This window comes from Kribbella sp. CCNWLW201, assembly GCF_037203805.1.
GTDB lineage: Bacteria > Actinomycetota > Actinomycetes > Propionibacteriales > Kribbellaceae > Kribbella.
The window spans coordinates 933,907-958,830 of the sequence record NZ_JBBCBQ010000002.1; the positions used below are offsets into that span (position 1 = coordinate 933,907).

Below are 24,924 nucleotides of genomic sequence, written 5' to 3' on the forward strand. Positions count from 1 at the left end.
GAGCAACTGATGGACCTGCAGGGAGACGAACTCACCCAGGCCGTGGTGGCCAGTTTCGACACCAGCACGGATCCGCGCACCAAGACCCTCATGACCGCACTGGTTCGTCATCTGCACGCCTTCGCGCGCGAGGTGAACCTGACCGAGGACGAGTACTTCACCGCGATCGACTTCCTCACCCGGACCGGGCAGATCTCGACCGGGACCAGACAGGAGTTCGTGCTGCTGGCCGACGTACTCGGGCTGTCGATGCTCACCGTCGGCCTCGGCAACCCGAAACCGCCGGGCGCCACCGAGTCGACCGTCTTCGGGCCGTTCTTCGTCGAAGGATCTCCCGAGATCCAGCTGTACGGCGACATCGCGAACGGCGCGCCCGGACAGCCCTGCCTGGTGACAGGGCGGGTCCTGAACACCGAAGGCGAGCCGATCGCCGGAGCACTGGTCGAGACCTGGCAGGCCGACGACGAAGGTTTCTACGACGTCCAGAAGGATCTCGACGGACCGCAGAACCGCGGCCACCTGACGACCGATGCCGAGGGCAACTACGCGTTCTGGGCGGTGAAGCCGGTGGCCTATCCGATCCCGGACGACGGCCCGGTCGGTGAGCTGCTCCGAGCCGGCGGTCGGGGCTCGATGCGGCCGGCCCACGTGCATTTCATGGTCACCGCACCCGGGTACGCCCGGCTGATCACCCACGTGTTCGCGGCCGGCGACGAGCACCTCGCGGACGACGCGGTCTTCGGCGTCAAGGACTCCCTGATCGCCGACTTCACCGAGCACCCGGCCGGCACCCCTGCCGCCGACGGCACGACACCTGACCAGCCGTATTACACCGTCCACTACGACTTGGTGCTCGCCACGACCGACCAGATCCAGTGATCACCACGCTGCTAGGCCGCTGAGGACTGGTGTGCCTCCCTCAGGATCCGGTCCAGGATCGCCGAGATTTCGGCGGTCTCGGCGTCCAGCAGGGTGATCAGCGCGACCCGGGAGGTTTCCGTGCGCGCCTCCAGAGCCGCCGCGCTCAAGGCGCGCACGGTCCCCAGCTCGTAGATCAACTCGTCCCACAGAGAACTCATCAACTACCCCCTTTCCCGTCACAAACCCAGTACGACATGCACGATGCACGCCGCCCCGCCCGAGTTGGGGCTGACTTTGGTCGAGAAGCCTCACTTACATCTCAACAACGCGGGAGCAGCCGAAGAGGTTACGGACCTGTCAGCAATCTCCAGTTGTGCGCCGGCACGTCGACGCCCTGGAGCTGCTGAGCATCATCCGAAATGTTCAGCAGCAGGACCAGCTCCGAATCACCCCCGGTCGACCGGAGGACGACCGTCTCGTTGGTCAGGTCCTCGACCTTCGTCCGGGCCCGGGTGAGCCAGGCGTTCCGCCGCCGTACACCGATCAACTCCTGATGCAGCCGGTACGTCGGCCGGCCGGACGACGCCAGCCCGTCCGGCGTCTCCGGGAACTCCGGCCGGATCGCGTCGTCTCCACCGACCCGGTCCTCTTTCACGCCCTGGAACGCCTGCTCATCGCCGGAGTAGATGCTCGGCACGCCGCCGACCATGAACAGGATCGCCAGCGCGTGACCGAGATGCCGCTCGTCCTTCAGTTGAGTCGCGATCCGGGTCACATCGTGGTTGCCGACGAACGTCTGCGGCACGAACGTGTCCAGCAGCGCGTCATGCCGGCCGAGGGCGTAGGCGAGCTCGAAGAAGTTGCCGTCGTTCAGTGAGCTCCAGATCGCTTTCCACAGCTCGTACTGCGTGACGGAGTCGAGCCCGCTCTCGGCGACGTACCCCGCATAGTCACCGTGAATGACCTCGCCGAAGAACCAGGCCTCAGGGAACTGCTCGCGTGGCAGCACAGCCCGCCAGAACTCCGGCGGTACGGCGTACGCCACATCGAGCCGCCACGCGTCGACCCCACGATCCAGCCAATGACACAGCACATCCCGGACGTACTGCGCCACCGCCGGCTCACTGTGATCCAGCAACACCAGTTGGTCGTGTCCTTCGAACGTGTCGAGCGAACCGTCGTCGCGACGGCGGAACCACTCCGGCGGCGCGTCGAACGACCGGGCGACATGGTTGAACACCCCGTCGAGCGCGATCCGTAACCCGCGCTGCTTCGCTTGTGCGACGAGCCGGTCGAAGTCCTCGAGATCCCCGAGCCGCGGGTCGATGCGGAAGTGGTCCACGGTGTCGTAACCATGCGTCTCCGAGGCGAACACCGGGCCAAGTAGTAGCCCTGAGCAACCAAGTTCGACCGCGTAGTCCAGCCAGTTCTCCAGCCGGCCGAGTCGATGCACGAGCGCCGTACCCGAAGCACCGGTGAAGCCGAGCGGATACACCTGCCACCAGATCGCGTGATCAGCCCACATGACTAGGGCTTCTGACCGAAGGTGTGGCGGCGGATCCAGGCGTGCAGGGCGATCGCGGCCGCGGCGCTGGCGTTGATCGAGCGGGTGGAGCCGAACTGGGCGATGGACAGCACGTCGGTGCAGATCGCGTGCGCGTGGGCGGTCAGGCCCGGTCCCTCCTGACCGAACAGCAGGACGCAGGCCGCGGGCAGTTCGTACGTCTCCAGCGGGACCGAGCCGGGCAGATTGTCGATCCCGATCACGGGCAGTCCGTGCTCGGCGGCGTACGACGCCAAGTCCTCGAGGCGCGGGTGGTGGCGGACGTGCTGGTAACGGTCGGTGACCATCGCACCACGGCGGTTCCACTTCCGGTTGCCGACGATGTGGACCTCGGCGGCGAGGAACGCGTTCGCAGTCCGGACGACCGAGCCGATGTTCAGGTCGTGCTGCCAGTTCTCGATCGCGACGTGGAACGGGTTCCGCTGCTCGTCCAGGTCGGCGACGATCGCCTCGAGCCTCCAGTACCGGTACTTGTCGACCACGTTCCGTCGATCACCGTGCGCGAGCAGTTCCGGGTCCAGCCGCGGATCGTCCGGCCACTCGCCCTGCCACGGACCCACGCCGACCTCGTTCGGACCGACCATGTCGGCACCGATCAGGTCCCGTTTCTCCTCGCTGCTCAGCTCACGCACAGGTTGGGACGCTACCCTGTCCGCGTGCTCTCTCTTGTCGCGATGCTGATGCCGAACTGGATGGACCCCGAATACCTGCTGACCTGGCTGGGTGACTGGGCCCTCTGGGGTACGGCCGCGGTCGTGTTCATCGAGTGCGGGCTGCTGTTCCCGATCCTGCCCGGCGACTCGCTGCTGTTCGCCGTCGGCCTGTTCATCGCGCACGGCACGATCGACGTACCGCTGTGGCTGGCCTGCGTGATCCTGACCGTCGCGGCGTTCCTCGGCAACGTGTCCGGCTACTACATCGGCCGGGTGCTCGGGACCACGCTGTTCACCAACCCGAACGCGCGGTTCCTGAAACCGAAGTACATCGAGGAGACGCACGCGTTCTTCGAGAAGTACGGCCCGCGGGCGCTGGTGCTTGCCCGGTTCGTCCCGATCGTCCGCACCTTCATCACGATCGTGGCCGGCGCGGGCAAGATGGACCCGAAGAAGTTCTTCGTCTGGACCGGCGTCGGCGCGGTCCTGTGGGCCACCGGCCTGACCCTGCTCGGCCACGCCCTCGGCCAGGTGAAGTTCATCCATGAGCACCTCGAGTCGGCCATCCTGCTCATCGTGCTCATCTCGGTGGTGCCGATGTTCGTCGAGTGGTTCCTGGCCAAGCGCCGCAACCGCGCCGCCGCCCTCGCCACCCCGGCCGACACCGCCGAAGCGGACGCCCCGGCCGCCCCGAAGCACGCGGCCACCACGAATCACCTCAACGACTGACCTCGCGAGGGCTACTGGCCGAAGGGGAAGTGGGGGTTGGACCAGACCCAGTCGGTGGTGAGGTCGCTGAGGGGGGCTACTTCTACCGGGCCGCGGAGGAGCGGGCCGACCACCTGACCGGAGCCGAGTGAACAGGCCACCCGGATCCGGTCTGCCGCCTGGTACCAGACCAGCGCCCCCCGTGGCGCCGCCCCCTCCTGCAACAGGGCGTGATGGTCGAGCCAACGCACCGCGTCGGCCGGATCGTGCCAGCCGCTGTCCTGGGCATAGCCGAAGGCCATCCGCTGGAACTTCAGCGGCCATTCCTGCCAGGCCGTCGATCCCACCCGTTCCAGTTGCCAGTTCAGCGCCGCCTCGGTATCGCGCGGGTTCGCCACCCGCGCCGCGATCCGGCGCTCCACAACAACCTCCCCCCAGGCCATTAGCGTTTCTCTCCCCGTTTCCCCCGAAACCGCCAGGCCTGTTGCCGTGGCAGGACAAATCTTGTCCGACCGGAATACACCCGCCGTACATTCACAACCGGGACAGAATCAGCCTGCTGCTGTCGTGGTGTCGAAGGCGGCGAGTTCGCGGCGGCACTCGGCCGCGCGGACGTCGTTCCCGGCCTGCTGCCAGACTCGCGCGGCCCGGTCGAGGGTACGGCGGGCCGAGTCGAGGTTCCCGGTCGACAGGTAGAGCTGCCCGAGGTGCTGCGCGGCCTGACCCTCGACGCTGCGGTCGCCGAGCCGGTGGCCGATGTCGATCGAGTCGATCAGCATCTTCCGCGCCGCGGCCACCTCGCCGCGCTCCGCCAGCGCCTGTCCGAGGTCGGCCCGCGTGTACGCCGCACAGTGGTCGTCGCCGATGCCGTTGAAGATCGCCAGGGCCTTCCGCAACTGCCGGACGGCCTGGTCGTAGCGCCCTTGGTGGGCCCGGAGCGCCGCGATCCGGCGCCGTACCTTGGCCTCGCGGTGGCTGTCCACCCGCCGTACGGCGAGCAGGAAAGCCTCGGCCAGATAGCGGCCGGCGGTCACCGTGTCGTTGCGGGCCAGCCAGACGTTCGAGATCGCGGTCCGGGCCAGTGCTTCCGCGTTCGCGTTGCCGACCTCGACGAACGCCTCGACGGCCTTCTCGTACTGCTTCAGTCCTTCGTCCGGCCGGCCGCGTTCGCGCAGCCAGGTCCCGAGACCGACCGCCGCGATGCCCTCGCCAAGCCGCTCCCCGACCTCAGCCGACAGGTGCGCCGCCGCGTCCAGATGGCGCCAGGCCGCGTCCCAGTCGTCCTGGTACAACGCGAGCTGGCCGAGGTTCCGGTGCATGATCGCCTCGCCACGCCGGTCGCCGCAGGCCATCGCACTGAGCAGACCCTGCTGGTGCGAGCTGTTCCAGTCGTCGAAACCGGCCCGCATGTCCAGGTACGGCGCCCACGCGGAGGCGATCCGCCAGGCCTGGTCGTGCAACCCGTTCTGCGCGGCCGCCCGGATCGCGGGCACGAACGTACTGCGCTCACTGTCGAACCACGCGATCGCGTCGGTCTCGGTGAACGGCGCCGGATCGGGCTCGGTCAGCGGCCCGGTGTGCTCCATCACGCCGAAGTACTCGAAGGCGAGCGCGGCGTTGGCCCGGCGCATCTTGTTCAGGATCGCGTCCAGCACGGTGGTCACGTCCCGGACCGCCTGCGCCTTCTGCTCCTCGTCGCCGACCCCGAGCGCATGCAGCCGCAGCAGGTCGTGGACCCGGTAGCGCGCCGTACCGCGGTGGTCGACCGAGCTGATCCGGACCAGGTTGGCCTCGATCAGGCTGTCCAGACTGCGCCGTACGGCGGCCGGCGACGCGACCGCCTCGAGCGCACGAGCCGAGAACACCCCGACCGCGAAGTGGCCGATCAACCGGTAGAGCCGGGCCTCCTCCGGGCTGAGCGAGTCATAGCTGAGATCGGCACTCTTGCGTACGGCGAGCTCGCCGATGCTCAGCTCGTCCAGCCGCGAGGTCTCGTCGCGCAATCGCCGGGCCAGCTCACGGGGACTCAGGTCCGGCCGCTGGGCCAGCCGGCTGCCGACGATCCTGATCGCGAGCGGCAGGTTCCCACAGGCAGCCAGGATCTCCTGGGCCTCACGCGAGGCGGGGTCGACGCCCGCCACCTGCTTGAGGAGTGCGGCGGCCTCGGCATCACCGAAGGTGTCCAACGGCAGGCTGTCGGCCCCGCCGAGATCCATCAACCGGTTGCGGCTGGTGACGACGACCGCGGACGCGCCCGTACCTGGCATCAGCGGCGTCACCTGGCTCGCCGTGGCCACGTCGTCCAGGAGGATCAGCACCCGGCGGCTGGCCAGCTCGGACCGCAGCATCGCCGACCGCCGCTCAGGGTCGGTGGGGATCGCGTAGTCAGGCAGGTTGAGGCTGAGCAGCAGATCGGTGAGTGCCGCGGCCGGATCCCGGGGCTGCGTCGCGCCGTGCATGTCCAGATAGATCTGACCGTCCGGGAACGACTCCCTGACCAGATGCCCCAACCGGACCGCGAGCGACGTCTTCCCGGTGCCAGGCGCGCCCGAGATGACCGCGATCGGCGGACGGACCGGGTCGCGGCCGCAGACGAGGTCTCGCAGTTGCTCGAGGTGTTCCTGCCGACCGCTGAAGTCGGCCAGGTCCAGCGGTAGCTGGCTCGGCGGACGCAGGGGGTCCGTCAGCTCCGGCGCTGCCATCGGGCCTGGCGGTACGACGTCCGGCGCTTTGCGTTCCGTCGTACGCGCGGCTGGGATGCCCGGGTTCGGCCAGTTGGCTGAGCGGCCGTTCTCGGCGCGGGCACCGGCCGCCTCGAGCTCGGGGCCGGGCTTGATGTCGAGCTCGTCGGCGAGGGTCTGCACTGCCCTGGCGTACGCGGCCCGGGCTTCACCGACCCGTCCGGCGGCCAGGAGCGCGTCGACCAGTCGCCGCCAGAGCTGCTCGTCGTACGGGTCCTCGGTGAGGCGTGCACTGAGCAGGACCGCCGCACCACTCGCGTCTCCGTGCTCCAGCCGGAGGTCCAGGAGTACGTCGACCAGACCGCGGTGCTGGGCTTCCAGCCGGGCGAGAGAGCCCTCCCACGCGGCCGGGATCGGGAGGTCCTCCAGCGGGCGGCCACGCCAGAGCGAGTAGGCCCGGGATAGCACCTGCATCGCCTGGCGGCCGTCACCGGCGTCGCGGAGGTGACCGCCTTCCGCGAGCAGGGACTCGAACAGGCTGGCGTCGAGCTCGTCGACCCCGACCTCGATGCTGTAGCCGGCGGCCGACGTGTCGATCGGCGCCGGCAGCCCGGCCTCCTGCAGGACGCCGCGGAGGGCCCGGACGTAGGTGCGGATGTTTGCCGTCGCGGAGCGGGGCGGATTGTTCTCCCAGAGGGCGTCCGCGATCAGATCGGTCGAGACGAACCGGTTCGGGTGCAGCAGCAGGGTCGCCAGCAGCTGACGCGGTTTGGCGGCCCGGAGCGGCTGGCCCTGGACGTGGACGAGGCGCAGTGGTCCGAGGATTGCGTACCTCAGACTGTCCACTCGCCTGCCCTCCACTCTCGAACCGACCTATCGTGGCATCCCGCTGTACCCACCCGGAAGCCCGATGTACGCCGGATGTATCTCACTGCGGCACTGTTGACACCGGTACCGGGGGGAGGGCAGGTCCGGGCGTGGCGACTGACCGCCGTCGCACCCGGGCCTGGCACTGGAGGGAGTTCGGGGTCGGGGGGCCCGAGCCACGGGAATCCGGTGCCCTATTGGCCACCGGTGAACGGCGGCTGTCCGTCCTGCGGGCTGGGGGAACTCGCAGGCGGGCCGCCCACCGGTGGCTGGCCCTGGTACGGCGGCTGGCCCTGGTACTGACCCGGCTGGCCCTGGTACGGCGCCTGGCCCGGCTGCTGCTGGTAGCCCGGGAACTGCGGCTGGGCCTGATAGTTGCCCTGGTCACCCGGAATCTGCGGGTGGATCTGCCCCGACGAGTGCGGCCCGGCCTGCATCTGCGGCGGCGCCTGCTCACCGGCGACCGAGCCGATGGTGCCGAACGAGACCTGCGGGACCGAGCGCACCTGCTCGTCGTTGACCTCGAAGTAGCCGGCCTTCTCGAACTTGAACCCGTTCGCGATCAGGTTCGACGGGAACGCCTCGACCCGGGTGTTGTAGTCGCCCACGTTGGCGTTGAAGAACCGCCGGCCGGCCGCGATCCGGTCCTCGGTGTCGGTCAGCTCACGCTGCAGGTTGAGGAAGTTCTGGTTCGACTGCAGCTGCGGGTACGCCTCGACCGAGATCATCATCTGACGCAGCGCACCGGACAGCTCGCTCTCCGCTGCCGCCCGCTGCTCGGGCGGCGCGCTCTGCACGTTGACCGCCTGGGTCCGCAGCCGGGCGACCTCCTCGAACACGTGCCGCTCGTGCGCGGCGTACGCCCGGACGGTCTCGACCAGGTTCGGGATCAGGTCGTAGCGACGGTGCAGCTCCACGTCGATCTGGCGCCAGGACTCCTGGATCAGGTTCCGCTGCTTGACGAACCGGTTGTACGACACGATCAGCGCGATTCCCACAATCACGACGACCGCGACGACCGCGATGATGACGAAACTCAGCATTCCCCTGCTCCCGAGTGTTGGCGATGCTCAGGAGCGACTCTACGGGCCCTCGGGTCCTAGTAGTTCTGCGGCGGCTGCTGCGCCTGCTGCTGTGGCTGCTGCCGCGGGTCGACGCCGGCGTAGTCGCGCCAGACGTACGGCGGGACCTGCTCGACCACGTGTTGCAGCAGGGTCAGCCGGTTCATCACCTCGGCCGGGTTGTGCGCGCCCTTGTCCCAGCCGACCAGCGAGTTGCCCTCGATCCGCCAGCCGATCTCGCCCCGGGTCAGCAGCAGTTCCATCATCCGGGGCGTCACCACCGCGTGCCCGAACCGCTCGTCGTCCGCCTTCACCCGGAACTTCCGGTTGAACTGGTCGCTCTCGAACTGGATGTCGCGGAAGCCGAACGCGTTCGCCACCGCCCCGCCGAAGATCCCCTCGTGGGTGACCTCCAGGTGCGGCAGCGCCCCGGGCAGTTGCAGGACGACGACGCCGAACTTGTGCGTGGTCGTCGTACGACGGCCCTTCGAGTCGGTCGAGTGCGTCTGGTAGCTGTAGTCGAAGGCAACCATCTGGTGACCGTTGAACGCACCCGACAGCACGTTCACCGCCCGGCGGTTGTCACCGGTCTGGAACGGCGTACCACTCCACTGCCCGGCCAGCGAGTACCTGGCCTGCTCGTACGTCCAGCCGTTCTGGGCCGCGAAGCCGGCGAACATCTCCCGCCGCTTCTTCTGGGCCATGTAGTTGAAGTAGAAGATCCCGACGCCGACAACGATCGCGATCGGGATCATCACCGCGGGATTGAGATCCATCAGCCAAGCTCCAGGTCCTCGAGACCGAACACGGCCCGGTACTCCAAGCCCTCCGACTCCACCTTCTCCTTGGCGCCGGTCGCCCGATCCACGATCACCGCGACCGCGACCACCTCGGCCCCGGCCTCGCGGAGTGCCTCGACCGCGGTCAACACCGAGCCGCCGGTGGTGGAGGTGTCCTCGACCGCGAGCACGCGGCGGCCCTTCACGTCCGGCCCCTCGATCCGCCGCTGCAGACCGTGCGTCTTCTCGGCCTTGCGTACGACGAACGCGTCGAGCGTGCGGCCCTGTTGCGCGGCCGCGTGCAGCATCGACATCGCGACCGGATCCGCACCGAGAGTCAGTCCGCCGACCGCGTCGTACTCGAGATCCTTGGTCAGCTCGAGCATTGCGGGGCCGATCAGCGGAGCCGCCGCGGCGTCCAGCGTGATCCGGCGGAGGTCGACGTAGTAGTCGGCTTCCTTCCCCGACGCCAGCGTCACCCGGCCGTGCACGATGGCCTTGGATTTCACCTGCTCCAGCAGACCGTCCCGATCAAAGCTCATGGAGCACAAGCCTAGATCACGCGGCGTTCACGCCTTCTTGCTGACCTTGACCAAGTGGCCGAAAGCCACTGACCTGTCCGGGGAGCGGAACAGGTCCTGGCAGGTAGTGAGGGTGATGATCGACTTCGTCGGGGTCTCCTGGGTTTTGCCGGGGACGGGTTCCAGCACCCAGTTGTCGGTCGGCTTCACGGTCAGGTCGCGGGGAGACCCGTCCAGCTCGTAGGTGTAGACGGCGTCGCCCGTCTCGACGATGACCTGGTCGCCCTTGCGCAGCTCCAGCAGCTTGCGGAACGGCGAACCGTGCGTGACCCGGTGCCCGGCGATCGCGAAGTTCCCCGGCCGGCCCGGCATTTGGGTCTGCGGATAGTGCCCGATCCCGCGGGCCAGATCGTCCTTGCCGACCCCTTCCAGGACAGGTTTCTCCCAGTCCTTGCCGAACTTCGGGATCCGCAGCAGCACGATCGGCGTACCGGTCGAGGGCGCGGTCTCGGCCGGAACCGGCTTCTTCCACTGCTCGCGCAGCGCGTCCTCCGCCTCGCCCATCTTCTGGTTGGAGGTGATCCCGGTACCGAAGTACTGCCACCCGACCCACCCGAGCAGCCCGACCCCCGCCACCAGCAGGACGATCCCCAGCCCCCGCGCTACTCCTCGCATGCGGATCAGTATGCAGATGATCTGCAAAGGCTGTGTACGACGTGTCGATGGACGCCGGTGGTTGCCCGGGACGACGATGTGGACGATCGTCGAAGGTGGAGGTGTGCCGTGAAGGCACTCGTGAAGGCCGAGGCCAAGCCCGGCCTGTGGTTGCAGGACGTCCCGGAGCCGAAGATCGAGGCCGACGAGGTTCTGATCAAGGTGCTCCGCACGGGGTTGTGCGGCACCGATCTGCACATCCAGAGCTGGGACCACTGGGCGCAGAAGAACGTGCCGGTGCCAATGGTGACCGGGCACGAGTTCTGCGGTGAGGTGGTCGAGATCGGCGTCGGTGTCCGCGACATCGCGGTCGGTGACCTGGTCAGCGGCGAGGGTCACCTTGTCTGCGGCCGCTGCCGCAACTGCCGGGCCGGCCGCCGGCACCTGTGCATCAAGACCCGCGGACTCGGAGTCCACGTACCGGGCGCATTCGCCGAGTACGTCGCCCTGCCCTCGAGCAACGCGTGGGTGCACAAGGACCCGGTCGACCTGGATGTCGCCGCGATCTTCGATCCGTTCGGCAACGCCGTACACACCGCACTGTCGTTCCCGCTGGTCGGCGAGGACGTGCTGATCACCGGCGCCGGGCCGATCGGCGTGATGGCGGCGGCGGTCGCGCTGCACGCCGGCGCGCGGAACGTGGTGATCACCGACCTGTCGGAGTACCGGCTGGATCTGGCCCGCAAGATCGGCGTCACCCGCGCGGTGAACGTGGGCTCGGAGAGCATCGCGGAGGCGCAGCAGAGCCTCGGCATGCGCGAGGGGTTCGACGTCGGGATGGAGATGTCCGGGCAGCCGGCCGCGCTGCGGGACATGCTCGCGAACATGACCCACGGCGGCCGGATCGCGATGCTCGGGCTGCCGTCGGACGAGATCGCGATCGACTGGAGCACGGTGGTGCTCAACATGCTGACGATCAAGGGCATCTACGGCCGGGAGATGTTCGAGACCTGGTACTCGATGTCGGTGATGCTGGAACGCGGACTGGACCTGACCCCGGTGATCACCCACCGGTTCGGGTACGGCGATTTCGAGCGCGCCTTCGACGTGGCCCGGCAGGGGCAGTGCGGCAAGGTGATCATGGACTGGACGACGGAATCCCTGGAGGAGAAGCACTGATGTTCGGGCGGATGCGGGACGACCTGACGGCGACCATCGGCGAGATCAGGGGCGCCGGGCTGTACAAGTCCGAGCGGGTGATCACCTCACCGCAGCAGGCGCTGATCTCCGTTGCTTCAGGCAAGGAGGTGCTCAACTTCTGCGCCAACAACTACCTCGGTCTGGCCGACCACCCAGCGGTGATCGCAGCTGCGCGGGACGCACTCGACCAGTGGGGCTTCGGGATGGCGTCCGTCCGCTTCATCTGCGGGACCCAGCAGATCCACAAGGACCTGGAAGGTGCCTTGAGCAACTTCCTCGGCGCCGAGGACACCATCCTCTACAGCTCCTGCTTCGACGCGAACGGCGGCCTGTTCGAGACCCTGCTCGGCGCCGAGGACGCGGTCATCTCCGACGAGCTCAACCACGCGAGCATCATCGACGGCATCCGGCTGTCCAAGGCCCGTCGCTTCCGCTACAAGAACCGCGACATGGCCGACCTCGAGGCCCAACTCAAGGACGCCGCCGACGCCCGCTACCGGCTGATCGCCACCGACGGCGTCTTCTCGATGGACGGGTACGTCGCCCCACTCGACGAGATCTGCGACCTGGCCGACCGGTACGACGCCCTGGTCATGGTCGACGACTCCCACGCGGTCGGCTTCGTCGGCCCGGACGGAGCCGGCACCCCGTCGCTGTTCGGCGTGAAGGACCGGGTCGACGTACTCACCGGAACCCTCGGCAAGGCCCTCGGCGGCGCCTCCGGCGGCTACGTCTCGGGCCGCCGCGAGATCGTCGAACTGCTCCGGCAGCGCTCCCGCCCGTACCTCTTCTCGAACTCCCTGGCCCCGTCCGTCACCGCCGCGTCCCTGAAGGCGCTGGAGCTGATCGGCGGGTCGAGCGACCTGCGCGACAAGCTCAAGGCCAACACCACCCTCTTCCGCACCAAGATGACCGAGGCCGGCTTCGACGTCCTCCCCGGCGACCACCCCATCTCCCCCGTCATGATCGGCGACGCCGCCGAAGCCGGCCGCCTGGCCGACAAACTCCTCGACCTCGGCGTCTACGTCATCGGCTTCTCCTACCCGGTCGTCCCCCACGGCAAGGCCCGAATCCGAGTCCAACTCTCCGCCGCCCACTCCACCGACGACGTAGAACGCGCCATCGCCGCCTTCATAGAAGCCCGAGCCGCCCTCAGCTGACCTCTCAGGATTGGTGCCAACCGTGGTACCAATCGCGGTACCATAGGTTCATGGCCATGAATCTGAGACTCAGCCCCGAGACCGCGTCGGCGCTCCAGGCCGAGGCTGAGCGCACCGGCAGGTCACAGCAGGAGATCGTCCGGGAAGCTGTCACACGTCATCTCCACTTGGTCGAGGACGATTCCTCCGCAAGCGATCGCGAACGGGCCAGGGCAGCGCGAGAAGTACGTCCGGCGCGGGTCGCCTATCGGAAGGTGACGCCACGAATCCGCCTCCCGAAGGGCACCGACAGTCTCAGCCTGCTCGATCGGGACGACCGCTTCTGATGCGCGTCTACGTGGACAGCAGCGCCTTGATCAAGCGAGTGATCGTGGAGCAGGAATCCGCCAACCTGGTGGACTTCCTCGATACGCACTACCAGCAGGCCGACCTCTTGGCATCCTCTTCGCTCGCCTGGGTCGAGGTGTCCCGCGTCGTCCTGGCGCGGGCCAAGGCCCCGGCGAGCGCCGGAGAGCTGATCGACGGGGCAATGTCCGGTATCGACGAGCGGCCGATGACAGCCGAGGTCGTCAGCGTCGCTCGCCGGATCGAGCCGCTGGTGCTTCGGAGCCTCGATGCCATCCACCTTGCAACAGCAGTGCTGATCGACGCCGACCTGGTCGTCACCTACGACGACCGGCTGGCGGACGCCTGCCGCCGTAACTCCCTAGCCGTCGCGTCACCCGGCCGCGAGTAACGCCGCTGCGCCGGCCTGGCCGCGAGACGTGTGGAGAGCTCTGCAGTTCGTCCGCTGTAGCTGCGTGTCCAGCGGGGGCTAGGGTGATGCGTTTCGTCCGGGTGAGGAGTGTTATGCGTCGGGTGCTGATTTTGGTTGGAGTTGTGGGGTTGTTGGGCGTGGCGGGGTGTGGTGAGGAGGAGCCTGTTGCGGCTACCTCGCCTAGTCCGGCTACCGCGACGCCGAGTGCGGTGACGCCTGGTGTGGGGGCTCCCAGTGTGGAGCGGAGTGTTCCCGTGGTGACTCCGAAGCCGGTGCAGCTGAGTTTGGCTGCGGCGGGGAAGAAGTACCTGGAGGTGACTCGGCCGTACAACGTGGCGCTGGAGCGGTTCGAGAAGGCGGCCAACGGTGGCGCGTCGGTGGCGACGCTTCAGGCGCGAGCCCGGGCCGTGGCGGCGGCGAATCTGGCTGAGTCACGGCAACTGCTGACGATCGCGTGGCCGACCAAGGTCGCCACACAGATTCAGGCCCTGGCGAAAGCAGACGCCGCAGCCCGGCCCCACTGGCTGCAGGTCGCCGAGGCCGACAGCCTCTCGGCGATGGCAAAGCACATCCGCCTCGCCTCAGCCGAGAGCGGCAAAGCTCCAGCCGCCGAAATCCGCCGCCTCCTGGCCCTCCCGAAGTACGACGAGAAGGACTACAGCTGACTCAGGTCGGCGAGATCCACGCGGCACCACTGACGGTCGACGATCACGTGCACGCTCGATCCTCGACCCAGTACGGCGGTGGCTCCGAGCACCGGATCGCCGTTCGGGAGGGTCAGGCGATACTCGCGGTCGCGCTCCAACACGCTGTCGCCGAGCCTGCCGATCACCAGCCGATCGCGGTCGTCGCCGTACCCGCCGTACAGCGCGATCCGGCCTCGGTGGACAGCGAGCGCCTGAGCGCCCTTGACCGAGTTCTGCCACGAACGGACAGCGTCTGGGCTCACTTCGACGACCGGGAAGTCGGTGTAGTAGCAGGTCCAGGCAGTCTCGTCGGTGACGATGAGGGCATAGCAGTCGAGGATGTACGGCAGGCCGAGGTCGAAGAAGTTCCACTCCTGTTCGAGTTCGGGCGAGAAACGAACCAGGCCGGATGCGCCGATCGGCGTCGTACCCGGTCCCTGGCCCCAGCCGAGGTTGCCGACCACACCTTCGTCGAAGTAGCCGACCCAGACGGCACCCGAGGTCGTGGTCTGCAGGTGCTGGATGCCATCGCCGAGAAGCCCTTCGGCGGTCTGGTTCCCCTCGGCGTCGTAGATCGCGGCGTTGGGCGGCGCACTGTCGCCCCGGCGGTACACCCGAGGAGCGACGAGTAGGAAGCCGCCACCCGGCATTGGTTGCACTTGCGGGTAGGCGAGCCGGAAGTTGGAGATCGAGGCGACGTGCACCAGGTCGGGTGTGTGCCGCGTCGCCCGAACTGAGACCGGCCGGTCGAGCCCGTCCCAGCGAGCATCACCGAAGGCCGCGACGTCCTGGGCTGACGCCCACAGCGCGACGGCCTCTCCGTCGGGACCGATCGAGGCGGTCACGAGTTCGTCGTCCTGCTGTGGCCGCTCGAGATCGGCGTAGTGGTCCAGAGCGAGCGTGGGGCGCGTCATCACGGTCCAGGATGGCAGGGACTGCCTGGTGGTGCAGGTGGTTTGTCGGTGGGGTGCGCGAGGATGCGGGTATGGCGGTCTTGAGTGCGAGGGCTATCAACCGGGCGACGCTTGCTCGGCAGCTGTTGCTGGAGCGGAGCGACGCGTCCGTGGTGGAGGCTGTGGGGCGCCTGGTCGGGATGCAGGGGCAGGAGCCGAAGCATCCGTACGTCGGGCTGTGGTCGCGTCTCGCCGGGTTCGAGGAGCAGCAGCTCGATCAGGCGGTCGAGGATCGGGCGGTGGTGCGGGCGACGTTGTTTCGGGGGACGTTGCATTTGGTGACCGCTGAGGACTACCTGCGGTTCCGGACGACGTTGGCACCGGTGCTCGAGGCGGGGCTTCGGATGTTGAAGGAGCGGGGTGAGGGGCTCGAGCCGGCGAAGGTGGTGAAGGCGGCGCAGAAGTTGCTGGCGAAGGAGCCGTTGACGTTCACCGAGGTGCGGGACGCGTTGCAGAAGGAGTTCCCGGCGGTGAACGAGCGGGCGCTCGGGTTCTGCACCCGGATGATGGTGCCGCTGGTGATGTACCCGACCGGCACCCGCTGGGGCTGGCCGGCGAACGCGCGGTTCACCCCGGCCGAGACGTGGCTGGGCGGGAAGCTGCACGCGAAGGCGCTGCCCGAGGAGCTCGTCGTCCGCTATCTGGAGGCATTCGGTCCGGCGACCCCGGCCGACTTCCAGACCTGGTCCGGGTTGCCGAAGGCGAAGCCGGTGTTCGACGGGCTCGAGCTCGAGCAGTTCACCGATGAGGCCGGCAAGACGCTGTACGACGTACCGGATGCACCGCGGCCGGATCCGGACACCCCGGCGCCGGTGCGGTTCCTGCCCGAGTTCGACAACCTGCTGCTCGCGCACGCCAAACGCGAGCGGATCATCGCCGACGAGCACAAGCCGGCCGTGTTCACCAAGAACCTTCGTGTCAAAGCGACGTACACGGTCGACGGTCTGGTCGCGGGCCTGTGGACGGCGGAGAAGAAGCGCGGTGTGGCGACTCTCACGCTGACCCCGTTCGGGCGTACGACGAAGAAGACCGGGGCGGAGCTGGAGCGGGAGGGAGCGGGGCTGCTGCGGTTCCTGGAACCCGATGCGAAGACCTCTGCGGTGGTTACGGCGAGTTGATGAGGTTGTTGTCACACGTCGGATGACTGGGCCGGAACCCTTCGGCCCGGTGGAATAGACGAATGAGCACAGTCCCCACCATCACTCTGGACAACGGTGTCGAGATCCCGCAGCTGGGCCTGGGGGTCTGGCAGATCGAGGACGACATCGTCACCGACGTCGTGACGACCGCGTTCGAGGCCGGCTACCGGCACATCGACACCGCGGCCATCTACGGCAACGAGGCCGGCGTCGGGCGGGCGATCGCCGCGTCCGGCCTCCCCCGCGACGACCTCTTCATCACCACCAAGCTGTGGAACAGCGACCAGGGCTACGACACCACCCTGGCCGCGTTCGACGCGAGCCTGGAGCGGCTCGGGCTCGAGTACGTCGACCTGTACCTGATCCACTGGCAGTCGCTGAAGAAGGACAAGTACGTCGACACCTGGAGGGCGTTCGAGCAGTTGTACGCCGACAAGCGGGTCCGCGCGATCGGGGTGTCGAACTTCCACGAGCCGGCGCTGCGGCGGCTGTTCGAGGAGACCACGATCCGGCCGGCGGTGAACCAGATCGAGCTGCACCCGGCACTGCCGCAGGACGAACTGCGCGCGTTCAACGCGGAGAACGACATCGTCACGCAGGCGTGGAGCCCGCTGGCGCAGGGCGAGCTGCTGACTCAGCCCGCGCTGCAGACGCTGGCCGGGAAGCACGGCAAGACGCCCGCGCAGGTGGTCATCCGCTGGCACCTGCAGCTCGGCAACGTGGTGATCCCGAAGTCGAAGACGCCGAGCCGGATCCAGGAGAACTTCGAGGTCTTCGACTTCCAGCTGGACAACGACGACATGGCCGCCATCGCCGACCTCGAAACCGGCATCCGCACCAGCGGCGACCCCGACACCTTCGGCTGACCCCACCACCCTGCGCCGCCACGCCACCTGCCATTTGAGGGGTCAACCCCGCAGCTTGTGGGTTGCGGACCCAAAATTCGGCGGCCAAACCCACCACCTCAGGGGTTGACCCCTCAAATGGGGGTGGGCCGACGAGGTGGGTGGGGTGGGGTCAGAGGAGGTCTAGGAAGCGGGCCAGGACTGGGGAACGGTTGTCGGGGGACCAGGCTACGGAGAGTTGCCAGGGTGGTAGGTCGTCGGACAACTCGCGGTAGACGACCGCGTCCGGGTTCGACGGTGGGGTCGGGCCGATCAGCAGCGAGACGCCGAGTCCGGCGGCCACCAGCGACACGATCGTCTGGACGTCGGCCGCCTCCTGCTCGATCCGCGGTGTGAAACCGGCCGCCCGGCAGTAGGCCACGATCGTGTCGTGTACGACGGGCCCGCTGAGGCGCGTGTAGAACACGAACGGGTCCTCGGCGAGCTCCTCGAGCCGGATCCGCTTCCGCCGTACCAGCCGGTGTCGCGCCGGAAGCACCGCCACCAGCGGGTCGTTCGACACCACCCGGGTCAGCAACCCGTTCGTGCGGCCCACCGTGGTCCGCGCGCCCTCCGGGGTCGACGGGCGCATCAGGCCGACGTCGATCCGGCCGTCGCGCAACGCCTCCGTCTGCCGGATGGTCGTCACGCTCTCCAGATCGAGCACCACCTCCGGGTACGCCTGCCGAAAGGAACCCAGCAACCGCGGCAGCACCTCGAACGTCGCGGACTGGACGAAGCGCAACCGCAGCGTCCCGAGCTCGCCGCGCTGGGTCCGCTGCGCCGTGCGGACCGCCTCGTCGGATCGTCGCAACAGGTCCTGCGCGTCGGCCAGGAACGTCTCCCCGGCCGCGGTCAGCACGAACCGGCGTCGTACCCGGGCGAACAGTTCGACGCCCAGGTCGTGCTCGAGGGCGGCGATCTGCCGGCTGAGCGACGGCTGGGTGAGGTGCAGCCGGGTCGCGGCCCGGCCGACGTTCATCTCCTCGGCCACCACCACGAACGATCTGAGTTGGCGGAGTTCCATGACCTAGATCATGCACCAAACACATCAACTCTGCGAAGAACTTTCATTGGACGCATCAAGGTGCGAGTTCCTACTGTCGAAGGGTCGAAAGGAACCACCTGATGTACATCTTCCCGTTCACCGTGATCGACAAGGTCGCCCGCGAGTCCCGCTCCGGGATGGCCGACGCCCCGACCGTCCCGTACGAACCACCCCGCCACCGCCTCCGCGCCGTACGTCGCCTCCTCCGCGCGGAGGAGGCGCCGGAGCCGGCCGCCGCTCGTCCCACGCTGACGCTGCTGCCCGGCGCCGGTCGCGAGCTGTGCGAAGCTGAGGTTCGTGATCGAGGTACGACGGCTGCGAGTGCTGCGCGCGCTTGCTGATCACGGCACCGTGACCGCGGCCGCCGAGGTGCTGCATCTGACGCCCTCGGCGGTCTCGCAGCAACTGGCGGCCCTGGAGTCCGAGGTCGGCCAGGAACTGCTCGAACGCCGCGGCCGCCGGGTCGCCATCACCTCGGCCGGCCGCCTGCTGCTCGCCCACACCGACACGATCCTCACCGAGGTCGAACGCGCCGAAGACGCCATGCGGCTGCACGCGAACGGCGCAAACGGCGAGGTCCGGATCACCGCGTTCGCCACCGCGATCAGCCTGCTCGTCGCGCCGACTCTCGCTCGCCTCCGCGACACCAACCCGGGCCTCGACCTCGTCATCCGCGATGCCGAAGGCCACCAAGGCATCACCCAGCTGCTCGACGGCGACGCCGACATCGCGATCGCCGTCGAACACCGCGGTTCGCCTCGCCCGGACGACCAGCGCCTGATCCGAATCCCCTTGTACGCCGAGCCTTTCGTCGCCGTACTCCCGCCAACGCACCCAGCCGCCGCGACCGACACGATCGAGCTGCCGATGCTCGCGGCGGACGACTGGGTGATGCCGTCGCCCGGCAACCCGATCCGCGACGTCGTCCTGCTGGCCTGCGAACAAGCCGGTTTCCAGCCGCGAGTCGTCCATCAGTCCGACGACTTCCGCGCCGTCGCGGCGCTGGTCGCGGCCGGCGGCGGTGTCTCGCTCGTCCCGCGTCTCGCCGTACCGGCGCTCGCAGTGACCCGTCCGCTGACTGAGCCGGTCCCCACCCGACGCGTGTACGCCGCCGTCCGTCAGAGCCGGGCCGATCACCCGCTCGTCACCGCGACACTCGCCGTACTGACCGAGGTCGCCGAGAAGCTGTGATCAGCGGCTCCCTCAGTCGCCCCAGAGTTCCTGCCAGCGCTCCTGCAACAGCTCGGCGAGCGTGGCCGCATCGGACAGGTATTCCTCGGCCAGTCGCCGCGCCGGGGCCTGGTGTGCGTCGGTCAGTGCGCAAAGGATCACTGCAGAGACTTAACAAGAAGTCGGCGGAGCCGTCGATGATCAGCCCAGTCGGCCGGCGGCGGCGCGGGTGAGTTTCTCGAAGTTGGCCGGCGCCACGCCGTCGCCCATTTCGCGGAAGGCCAGGACGGAGACGACGTTGCCCTTGCGGGTAACGGCGTACGGGAAACCACCGGGCTCGCTACCGGGGTCGGACGGGAGCGGGTAGTCGTACCAGCGCAGGATCGTGGTCGCGTCACCGAGCGGCAGTGTGCGGTACTCGGTCAGCTTGCGCGCGTGGGTCGCCGCGGGATCGAGCGCCTTGCAGGACTTGATCGTCGCGACGATCTTGTCGTACGCCGTCTTGGCCGCGCGCGCGTCGTCGTACCGGGTCAGCCAGTGGCCGCCGGACGCGTCCAGTCCCGTGGTGAAGTTCCGGTTCAGGCTCCCGCGGGCACCGTTGCCGCGGGTCGACGACGGGCCGCAGATCGGGTCGGCGGAGCCGGTGGTCGCGTGCCATCCACGCTTCGGATCCGCCTTGGCCACGTCGGCCCCGGTCAGCAACATCGAAGTCGTCAGCCGCGCAGGCTTCGGCACCGGACTCGGCGTCTTCCGCTGCTCCGGAATCGACACCTGCACCGGGCTCGGCGTGGCATTCGGTCCGCCGGTCTGGGTCGAGCTCGGCGTCGTACTCGCGTTCCCCGCCGGCGTCCCCCCGCCAGTTTCGTTGCCACAAGCCACCAAAAACGTGCCGGCCAGCAGCAGCCCCACTGTGACCGACAGCTTCCGCCCCCGTGTGTTCATGTCCCCCCACTTTCTCGTTGTGATGTGCCCCCTTGGACGCACGCCACAGCGAATTGGTTGGGTTCTGATGTCAGGCGCGGCGGCGGCCGTCGAGGCCGATGGTGGAGACGCGGGCGATCAGGGTGCGGGGGGTGTAGCGGGCCGCGGCGGTGAGGAGTTTGTAGCGGCGGGACGGGATCGAGATCGCCTTGCCGCGCATCAGGTCCTTCCAGGCGGCGTCGACCATGTCGGCCGCGTCCAGCCACATGAACGACGGGATGATCGTCTTGTCCATCCCCATCCGCTCGTGGAACTCGGTATGCACGAACCCCGGGCACAACGCCATCACCGCAACGCCCTTGGCGTGCAGCTCGACCGCGAGCCCGGCAGAGAAGTTCGTCACCCAGGACTTGTGCGCGCTGTAGCTCCCGCGCTGCAGGAACCCCGCCACCGAGGACACGTTGATCACCGCACCCGAACCGCGTTCGATCATCGGCAGTACGGCGGCATGGGTCAGCCGAAGCACGACCCGGACCAGCAGGTCGAGCTGCTTCTCCTCGACCTCGACCGGGTTCGCCCAGAACGGCTTCTTCTGCCCGAAGCCGGCGTTGTTCACCAGCACCTCGATCGGCCCGGTCCGGAACCGTTCCTCCACCCGGGCGAGGTCGTCGGGGTCGGTCAGGTCCGCCGCGAGGACCTCGCAGGCGACCCCGTGCACGCGGGTGATCTCGGTCGCGGTCTCCTTCAGCGCCGCCTCGTCCCGCGACACCAGCACCAGGTCGTAGCCCTCCAGCGCCAGCTTGTCCGCGAACGCCCGTCCGATCCCGGTCGCCGGCCCGGTGATGAGCGCAGTCGCCACGTTTCCGTCCTCCCGTAGATTCCCAGCCCCAGTCTGTCATTACTCTGGACGGGTGCTGGCGGACATCGACACTTGGGTGCTGGATCTCGACAACACGCTCTACCCGGCCGGCTCGGCGCTGGCCGAGCAGGTCACGCACGGCATCTTGTCGTCGGTGGCCGAGTTGTACGGCACCGATGTCGTCGGCGCCCGGCAGATCCAGGCCGAGCTGGTCGCGCAGTACGGCACCTCGCTGCGCGGTGCGATGACGACGCGGAACATCGACCCGCACGACTTCCTCAGCTTCGAGCGGCGGATCGACTACTCGGTGCTCAGCCCGGACCCCGGCCTCGCCACCGCTCTCAGTGCCCTCCCGGGTCGTCGCTTCGTCTACACGAACGGGTCGGAGTACCACGCCGAACAGGCGCTCCGGCAGCTCGGCCTGACCGCCTGCTTCGACGGCATCTTCGACATCCTCGCCGGCGACCTGATCCCGAAGCCGTACGAGGAGAGCCTCGACGCGTTCCTGACCCGCTTCAGCGTCGACCCCGGCCGCGCGGCCATGTTCGACGATCTCCCGGTGAACCTCGAGGTACCACGGGCGCGCGGCATGGCGACCGTTCTGGTCGGTGGATCGCCTGGCGACGGAACGCCGTACCAGGAGATCGGGAAGCGGCACTGGCAGGTCTGGGATCTGCCCGCTTTCCTTCACTCCTTGACGGCGCCGGCGGTCAATCCCTCAACGATGTAGCGGCTGGCGACGGCGAACAGGATCATCGTCGGCACGATGCTGAGCACCGCAGCGGCCGACATCGAGCCCCAGTCGATGTTGTAGCTGCTGATGAAACCGTTCAGTGCGGCTGGGATGGTCTTGTTGCTGTCGCTGTTCAGCAGCGTCACCGACAGGAACAACTCGTTCCAGCAGTTGACGAAGTTGAAGATGTACGACGCCGCGATCCCCGGCGTCATCACCGGCACCAGCACCCGGAACAACGCGGACAGCCGCGAACAGCCGTCCACCATCGCGGCCTCCTCGAGCGAGGCCGGCACGTTCTCGAAGAATCCGCGCAGCATCACTGTGCACAGTGGAATCGACATCGCGACGTACACCAGGACCAGGCCCCAGCGATTGTCGACCAGGTACATCCGGGTCATCAGGATGTAGAGCGAGCCGAGCGCGATGAACCCGGGGATCATCTGCGTCACCAGGAACGCGCCCATCACCGCGCCCTTGGAGACGAATTCGAACCGGGCCAGCACGTACGCCGACAGCAGTGAGACGACCGTGGCCAACGCCGCGGCGACGGTCGACACGATCAGGCTGTTGCCGAGGAAGACGGCGAAGTTCGACTGGTCGAACAGGCCGCGATAGTTCTCCAGCGACCAGGTGCCGGGCCAGTACTTCAACGGATACGCGAAGATCGTGCCCGGATCCTTGAAGGACGTGATCAGGATCCAGTACAGCGGGAACACGGTGACGAGCAGGCAGATCCCGAGCCCGCCGAACTTCACGATCCGGCCGGCCAGGGTTTCGGAGCGGATCATGCGAGTCCCTTCCGGGGCCGGATCGCCAGCAGGTAGAAGACCGCGAACAGCATCAGCACGAACACGACCATCAGGCCCATCGCCGAGGCACGGCCGTAGTCGCCCTCCTGGGTCACCTGGATCATGTACGACGTGACGATGTGCGTCTCGTTCGCCGGGCCGCCACCGGTCATACCGAAGATCAGTTCGGGCGAGTTGAAGATCCAGATCACCCGGAGCAGCACGGTCAGCGCCAGCGTGGTCCGGATCGACGGGATGGTGATGCTGAACAGGGTCCGGACCTTGCCGGCACCGTCGATCGCGGCCGCCTCGTACAACTCCTCCGGCACCCCCTGCAGGGCAGCGAGGATCATGATCGCGAAGAACGTCACGCCGTACCAGACGTTCGCGATGATGACCGAGACCATCGCGTAGCGGGCATCGGCCAGCCACGGCACCGGGGTGTCGATCAGGTGCGTCTTCATCAGGAGGTCGTTGACCACGCCGAACTCGCCGTTGAACATCCAGCGGAACAGGATGCCGATCAGGAACCCGGACACCGCCCAGGGGAAGAAGACCAGCGCCTGATAGGCCCCGCGGAAGCGGAACTTCCGGCGCAGCCACATCGCCATCGTGAAACCGATCAGGAACTGCGGGACGAGCGAGCCGACCACCCAGACGATCGAGTTCCACACCGTGCCGCGGAACATCTGGTCGTCCAGCAGGGTGCGGAAGTTGTCCAGGCCGACCCACGAGGTGTCCGTCAGGTCGTTCAGGTTGTAGTTCCGGAACGCCATCGAGATCCCGTTGAGCAACGGGTAGTACGTGAACAATCCGACGAAGACGATCGCCGGCAACATGAAGGCCAACAGGACCAGGGCCGTTCGTCCGGACCACCGTCGCCTGCCGGTGACCGGCCGCCTCATCGCGGGTGGCCGCTGAGCCGGCCGGTCCGTTTCAGTCAAAGCCATGGATCAGTTCCCGGCCCACTTCTTCGTCCAGTACTCGTCCCAGCTCTTCAGGATCTCGGCCGGTTGCGCCTTGCCGGTGATGAGTTTCTGTACGTCGGCATCGGCCTTGTTGCCCCACTCGGTCGACCACGGGACACCGCGCGGCTGGGTCACCACGATGTAGGTGTCGGGCGACTCGTTCATCGCCACGTACGACGCCCACGGGCCGTCCTTGAAGAACGGGTCGTCGGCGGCCGACTTCAGGATCGGGACCAGGCTGTTCTCCTTGGAGAACGTCATCGCGGCGTCACCGGAGGTCAGGAACTTGACCAGCTTCACGGCCTCGGGCTTGTGCGTGCTGCCTTGTGCCACACCCCAGCCCGCGTTCGCCAACGGTTGAGCGGCCTTGCCGGTCGGTCCGACGGGCAGAGGCGCCGTACCCCACTGGTCTTCCTTGATCGTCTTGGACTGCTTGACGGTCGCGATCACCTCGGGGTCCTGGAGCAGGAAGCCCGTCGTGCCGGAGGTGAAGCCCTGCACCATCTCCGGGTAGCCCCAGCTGACCGACGACGGCGGCGAGGCGGTCTTGAACAGGTCGACGTACTCGTTCAGCGCGTCGACCGCCTTCGGTGACGAGAAGATCGTCTTGCCGTTGGTCAGCTTGAACGCGTTGTCCCGGTTGATCTCGTCGATCACGTAGCCGGAGATGATCGCGATCGCGTTGCCGCCGGCGCCGAGGCCGCCGCGGAACGAGTAGCCGTAGACGTTCTTTGACGGGTTGTTGATCTTCTTCGCCTGCTCGATCATCTCCGACCAGCTCTTCGGCGGGCCGCTGAAGCCGGCCTGCTGGACCAGGTCCTTGCGGTAGAACAGCGACAGGCCGTAGAAGCCGTACGGGACCATGTACGACTTGCCGCCCTCCTGGGCGACCTTGAGCGCGTTCGGAGTGAGCGCCTGCAGTCCGTCCCAGCCCTTCAGGTCGGGCGCCATGTCGTAGATCCACTTGTTGGTCGAGAACGGGCCGACGGTGGTGTCCCGCACCTCCAGTACGTCGACGCCCTTGCCGGACTGCAGCATCTGCTGAATCTTCTGGTCCGCCTGGTTGGTCGGCGGCGAGATCAGCTGCACCTTGATACCGGAGTTCTGGCCCTCGAAGTCGGCGATCAGCTTCTTCAGCAGCGTGGTCCGGGTCGGGTTGGTCAGGCTCTCGACCATCTGCAGCGTGACCTGCCCGTCAGCCTTCTCGGCCGGGCCGGGGCCGCAGGCCGACAGCAGCAGCGCGGCGGCCGTCGCAGCGGCGGCGAGAGATGCGAACATCGTGCGTGGTCGGTGGGGCATGGCGCTT

The 24,924-nt window shown here is 67.8% G+C and carries 29 protein-coding genes; 12 read left to right on the forward strand and 17 right to left on the reverse strand.

The window, feature by feature from the left end; genetic code table 11:
- Window positions 1–9: 9 nt before the first annotated feature.
- Window positions 10–879: an intradiol ring-cleavage dioxygenase gene (locus V9K99_RS14265; protein ID WP_337001409.1), complete on the forward strand. Its 870-nt coding sequence runs from the start codon at window positions 10–12 to the stop codon at window positions 877–879.
- Window positions 880–890: 11 nt separating this feature from the next.
- Here V9K99_RS14265 and V9K99_RS14270 read toward each other — a convergent pair whose 3' ends face one another.
- From V9K99_RS14270 to V9K99_RS14280, 3 genes are all read right to left on the reverse strand, one after another.
- Entirely contained in the window at window positions 891–1,079 is a 189-nt protein-coding gene (locus V9K99_RS14270; protein WP_337001406.1) for a hypothetical protein, read from the reverse strand.
- A gap of 128 nt (window positions 1,080–1,207) precedes the next feature.
- The gene (locus V9K99_RS14275) at window positions 1,208–2,386 is read right to left on the reverse strand and encodes an alpha-amylase family protein (RefSeq protein WP_337001404.1); all 1,179 of its coding nucleotides are present in this window, start codon (window positions 2,384–2,386) and stop codon (window positions 1,208–1,210) included.
- 2 nt (window positions 2,387–2,388) lie between these two features.
- A complete protein-coding gene (locus tag V9K99_RS14280) occupies window positions 2,389–3,009 on the reverse strand; it encodes a TrmH family RNA methyltransferase (protein ID WP_337002313.1) in 621 nt (206 codons plus the stop codon).
- 72 nt (window positions 3,010–3,081) lie between these two features.
- On the opposite strand from V9K99_RS14280, the gene V9K99_RS14285 reads away from it, so the two are divergent.
- Window positions 3,082–3,807 (forward strand): DedA family protein, encoded by a 726-nt coding sequence (locus V9K99_RS14285; protein WP_337001402.1) that lies wholly within the window; start codon window positions 3,082–3,084, stop codon window positions 3,805–3,807.
- Between the two features lie 11 nt (window positions 3,808–3,818).
- On the opposite strand, the gene V9K99_RS14290 is transcribed toward V9K99_RS14285, so the two are convergent.
- The 6 genes from V9K99_RS14290 to V9K99_RS14315 form a co-directional block, all read right to left on the reverse strand.
- Entirely contained in the window at window positions 3,819–4,208 is a 390-nt protein-coding gene (locus V9K99_RS14290; protein ID WP_337001400.1) for a hypothetical protein, read from the reverse strand.
- Between the two features lie 129 nt (window positions 4,209–4,337).
- Window positions 4,338–7,313, reverse strand: coding sequence for an AfsR/SARP family transcriptional regulator (locus tag V9K99_RS14295; protein WP_337001398.1), 2,976 nt, complete (start codon window positions 7,311–7,313; stop codon window positions 4,338–4,340).
- A 215-nt stretch (window positions 7,314–7,528) separates the two neighbouring features.
- Window positions 7,529–8,377, reverse strand: coding sequence for a LemA family protein (locus V9K99_RS14300; RefSeq protein WP_337001396.1), 849 nt, complete (start codon window positions 8,375–8,377; stop codon window positions 7,529–7,531).
- Window positions 8,378–8,433: 56 nt separating this feature from the next.
- Window positions 8,434–9,171, reverse strand: a complete 738-nt coding sequence (locus tag V9K99_RS14305) for a hypothetical protein (protein WP_337001394.1) — start codon at window positions 9,169–9,171, stop codon at window positions 8,434–8,436.
- On the reverse strand, window positions 9,171–9,716 hold the full coding sequence (gene pyrE, locus V9K99_RS14310; protein ID WP_337001392.1) for an orotate phosphoribosyltransferase: 546 nt from the start codon (window positions 9,714–9,716) through the stop codon (window positions 9,171–9,173). The genes V9K99_RS14305 and pyrE overlap by 1 nt, the downstream gene beginning before the upstream one ends.
- A gap of 27 nt (window positions 9,717–9,743) precedes the next feature.
- Window positions 9,744–10,370: a class E sortase gene (locus V9K99_RS14315; RefSeq protein WP_337001390.1), complete on the reverse strand. Its 627-nt coding sequence runs from the start codon at window positions 10,368–10,370 to the stop codon at window positions 9,744–9,746.
- 108 nt (window positions 10,371–10,478) lie between these two features.
- Between V9K99_RS14315 and tdh the strand changes: the two genes are divergently transcribed.
- From tdh to V9K99_RS14340, 5 genes are all read left to right on the forward strand, one after another.
- Window positions 10,479–11,528: an L-threonine 3-dehydrogenase gene (gene tdh, locus V9K99_RS14320; RefSeq protein WP_337001388.1), complete on the forward strand. Its 1,050-nt coding sequence runs from the start codon at window positions 10,479–10,481 to the stop codon at window positions 11,526–11,528.
- Entirely contained in the window at window positions 11,528–12,709 is a 1,182-nt protein-coding gene (locus V9K99_RS14325; protein ID WP_337001386.1) for a glycine C-acetyltransferase, read from the forward strand. Before tdh ends, V9K99_RS14325 begins: the two co-directional genes overlap by 1 nt.
- 50 nt (window positions 12,710–12,759) lie before the next feature.
- Entirely contained in the window at window positions 12,760–13,035 is a 276-nt protein-coding gene (locus tag V9K99_RS14330; protein ID WP_337001383.1) for a ribbon-helix-helix protein, CopG family, read from the forward strand.
- The gene (locus tag V9K99_RS14335) at window positions 13,035–13,445 is read left to right on the forward strand and encodes a type II toxin-antitoxin system VapC family toxin (protein ID WP_337001381.1); all 411 of its coding nucleotides are present in this window, start codon (window positions 13,035–13,037) and stop codon (window positions 13,443–13,445) included. The genes V9K99_RS14330 and V9K99_RS14335 overlap by 1 nt, the downstream gene beginning before the upstream one ends.
- Before the next feature lie 275 nt (window positions 13,446–13,720).
- Window positions 13,721–14,131: a hypothetical protein gene (locus V9K99_RS14340; RefSeq protein ID WP_337001379.1), complete on the forward strand. Its 411-nt coding sequence runs from the start codon at window positions 13,721–13,723 to the stop codon at window positions 14,129–14,131.
- Here V9K99_RS14340 and V9K99_RS14345 read toward each other — a convergent pair.
- Window positions 14,122–15,066: a hypothetical protein gene (locus tag V9K99_RS14345; protein WP_337001377.1), complete on the reverse strand. Its 945-nt coding sequence runs from the start codon at window positions 15,064–15,066 to the stop codon at window positions 14,122–14,124. The genes V9K99_RS14340 and V9K99_RS14345 overlap by 10 nt on opposite strands.
- 71 nt (window positions 15,067–15,137) lie before the next feature.
- Here V9K99_RS14345 and V9K99_RS14350 point away from each other — a divergent pair, with 71 nt between their 5' ends.
- A complete protein-coding gene (locus V9K99_RS14350) occupies window positions 15,138–16,223 on the forward strand; it encodes a winged helix DNA-binding domain-containing protein (RefSeq protein ID WP_337001375.1) in 1,086 nt (361 codons plus the stop codon).
- A 62-nt stretch (window positions 16,224–16,285) separates the two neighbouring features.
- Window positions 16,286–17,110: an aldo/keto reductase gene (locus V9K99_RS14355; RefSeq protein WP_337001373.1), complete on the forward strand. Its 825-nt coding sequence runs from the start codon at window positions 16,286–16,288 to the stop codon at window positions 17,108–17,110.
- Window positions 17,111–17,261: 151 nt separating this feature from the next.
- On the opposite strand, the gene V9K99_RS14360 is transcribed toward V9K99_RS14355, so the two are convergent.
- Window positions 17,262–18,155 (reverse strand): LysR family transcriptional regulator, encoded by an 894-nt coding sequence (locus V9K99_RS14360; protein ID WP_337323580.1) that lies wholly within the window; start codon window positions 18,153–18,155, stop codon window positions 17,262–17,264.
- 101 nt (window positions 18,156–18,256) lie between these two features.
- Here V9K99_RS14360 and V9K99_RS14365 point away from each other — a divergent pair, with 101 nt between their 5' ends.
- Window positions 18,257–18,517, forward strand: a complete 261-nt coding sequence (locus V9K99_RS14365) for a hypothetical protein (protein ID WP_337323579.1) — start codon at window positions 18,257–18,259, stop codon at window positions 18,515–18,517.
- Window positions 18,474–19,367 carry a LysR family transcriptional regulator gene (locus V9K99_RS14370; protein ID WP_337323578.1) on the forward strand — a complete coding sequence of 298 codons (894 nt, stop codon included), beginning with the start codon at window positions 18,474–18,476 and terminating at the stop codon, window positions 19,365–19,367. The genes V9K99_RS14365 and V9K99_RS14370 overlap by 44 nt, the downstream gene beginning before the upstream one ends.
- Window positions 19,368–19,379: 12 nt before the next feature.
- On the opposite strand, the gene V9K99_RS14375 is transcribed toward V9K99_RS14370, so the two are convergent.
- From V9K99_RS14375 to V9K99_RS14385, 3 genes are all read right to left on the reverse strand, one after another.
- Entirely contained in the window at window positions 19,380–19,508 is a 129-nt protein-coding gene (locus tag V9K99_RS14375) for a hypothetical protein (protein WP_337323577.1), read from the reverse strand.
- Between the two features lie 39 nt (window positions 19,509–19,547).
- Window positions 19,548–20,288: a hypothetical protein gene (locus tag V9K99_RS14380; protein ID WP_337323576.1), complete on the reverse strand. Its 741-nt coding sequence runs from the start codon at window positions 20,286–20,288 to the stop codon at window positions 19,548–19,550.
- Window positions 20,289–20,358: 70 nt separating this feature from the next.
- Window positions 20,359–21,126: an SDR family NAD(P)-dependent oxidoreductase gene (locus tag V9K99_RS14385; protein ID WP_337323575.1), complete on the reverse strand. Its 768-nt coding sequence runs from the start codon at window positions 21,124–21,126 to the stop codon at window positions 20,359–20,361.
- Window positions 21,127–21,178: 52 nt separating this feature from the next.
- Between V9K99_RS14385 and V9K99_RS14390 the strand changes: the two genes are divergently transcribed.
- Entirely contained in the window at window positions 21,179–21,856 is a 678-nt protein-coding gene (locus V9K99_RS14390) for a pyrimidine 5'-nucleotidase (protein WP_337323574.1), read from the forward strand.
- Here V9K99_RS14390 and V9K99_RS14395 read toward each other — a convergent pair.
- Genes V9K99_RS14395 through V9K99_RS14405 form a run of 3 tightly spaced genes read right to left on the reverse strand, consistent with a single transcriptional unit; the run spans window position 21,814 to window position 24,917 of the window.
- On the reverse strand, window positions 21,814–22,650 hold the full coding sequence (locus V9K99_RS14395; RefSeq protein WP_337323573.1) for a carbohydrate ABC transporter permease: 837 nt from the start codon (window positions 22,648–22,650) through the stop codon (window positions 21,814–21,816). The two genes, V9K99_RS14390 and V9K99_RS14395, sit on opposite strands and share 43 nt — an antisense overlap.
- Window positions 22,647–23,600, reverse strand: a complete 954-nt coding sequence (locus V9K99_RS14400; protein WP_337323572.1) for a carbohydrate ABC transporter permease — start codon at window positions 23,598–23,600, stop codon at window positions 22,647–22,649. The genes V9K99_RS14395 and V9K99_RS14400 overlap by 4 nt, the downstream gene beginning before the upstream one ends.
- 3 nt (window positions 23,601–23,603) lie before the next feature.
- Window positions 23,604–24,917 carry an ABC transporter substrate-binding protein gene (locus V9K99_RS14405; protein ID WP_337323571.1) on the reverse strand — a complete coding sequence of 438 codons (1,314 nt, stop codon included), beginning with the start codon at window positions 24,915–24,917 and terminating at the stop codon, window positions 23,604–23,606.
- Window positions 24,918–24,924 lie beyond the last annotated feature (7 nt).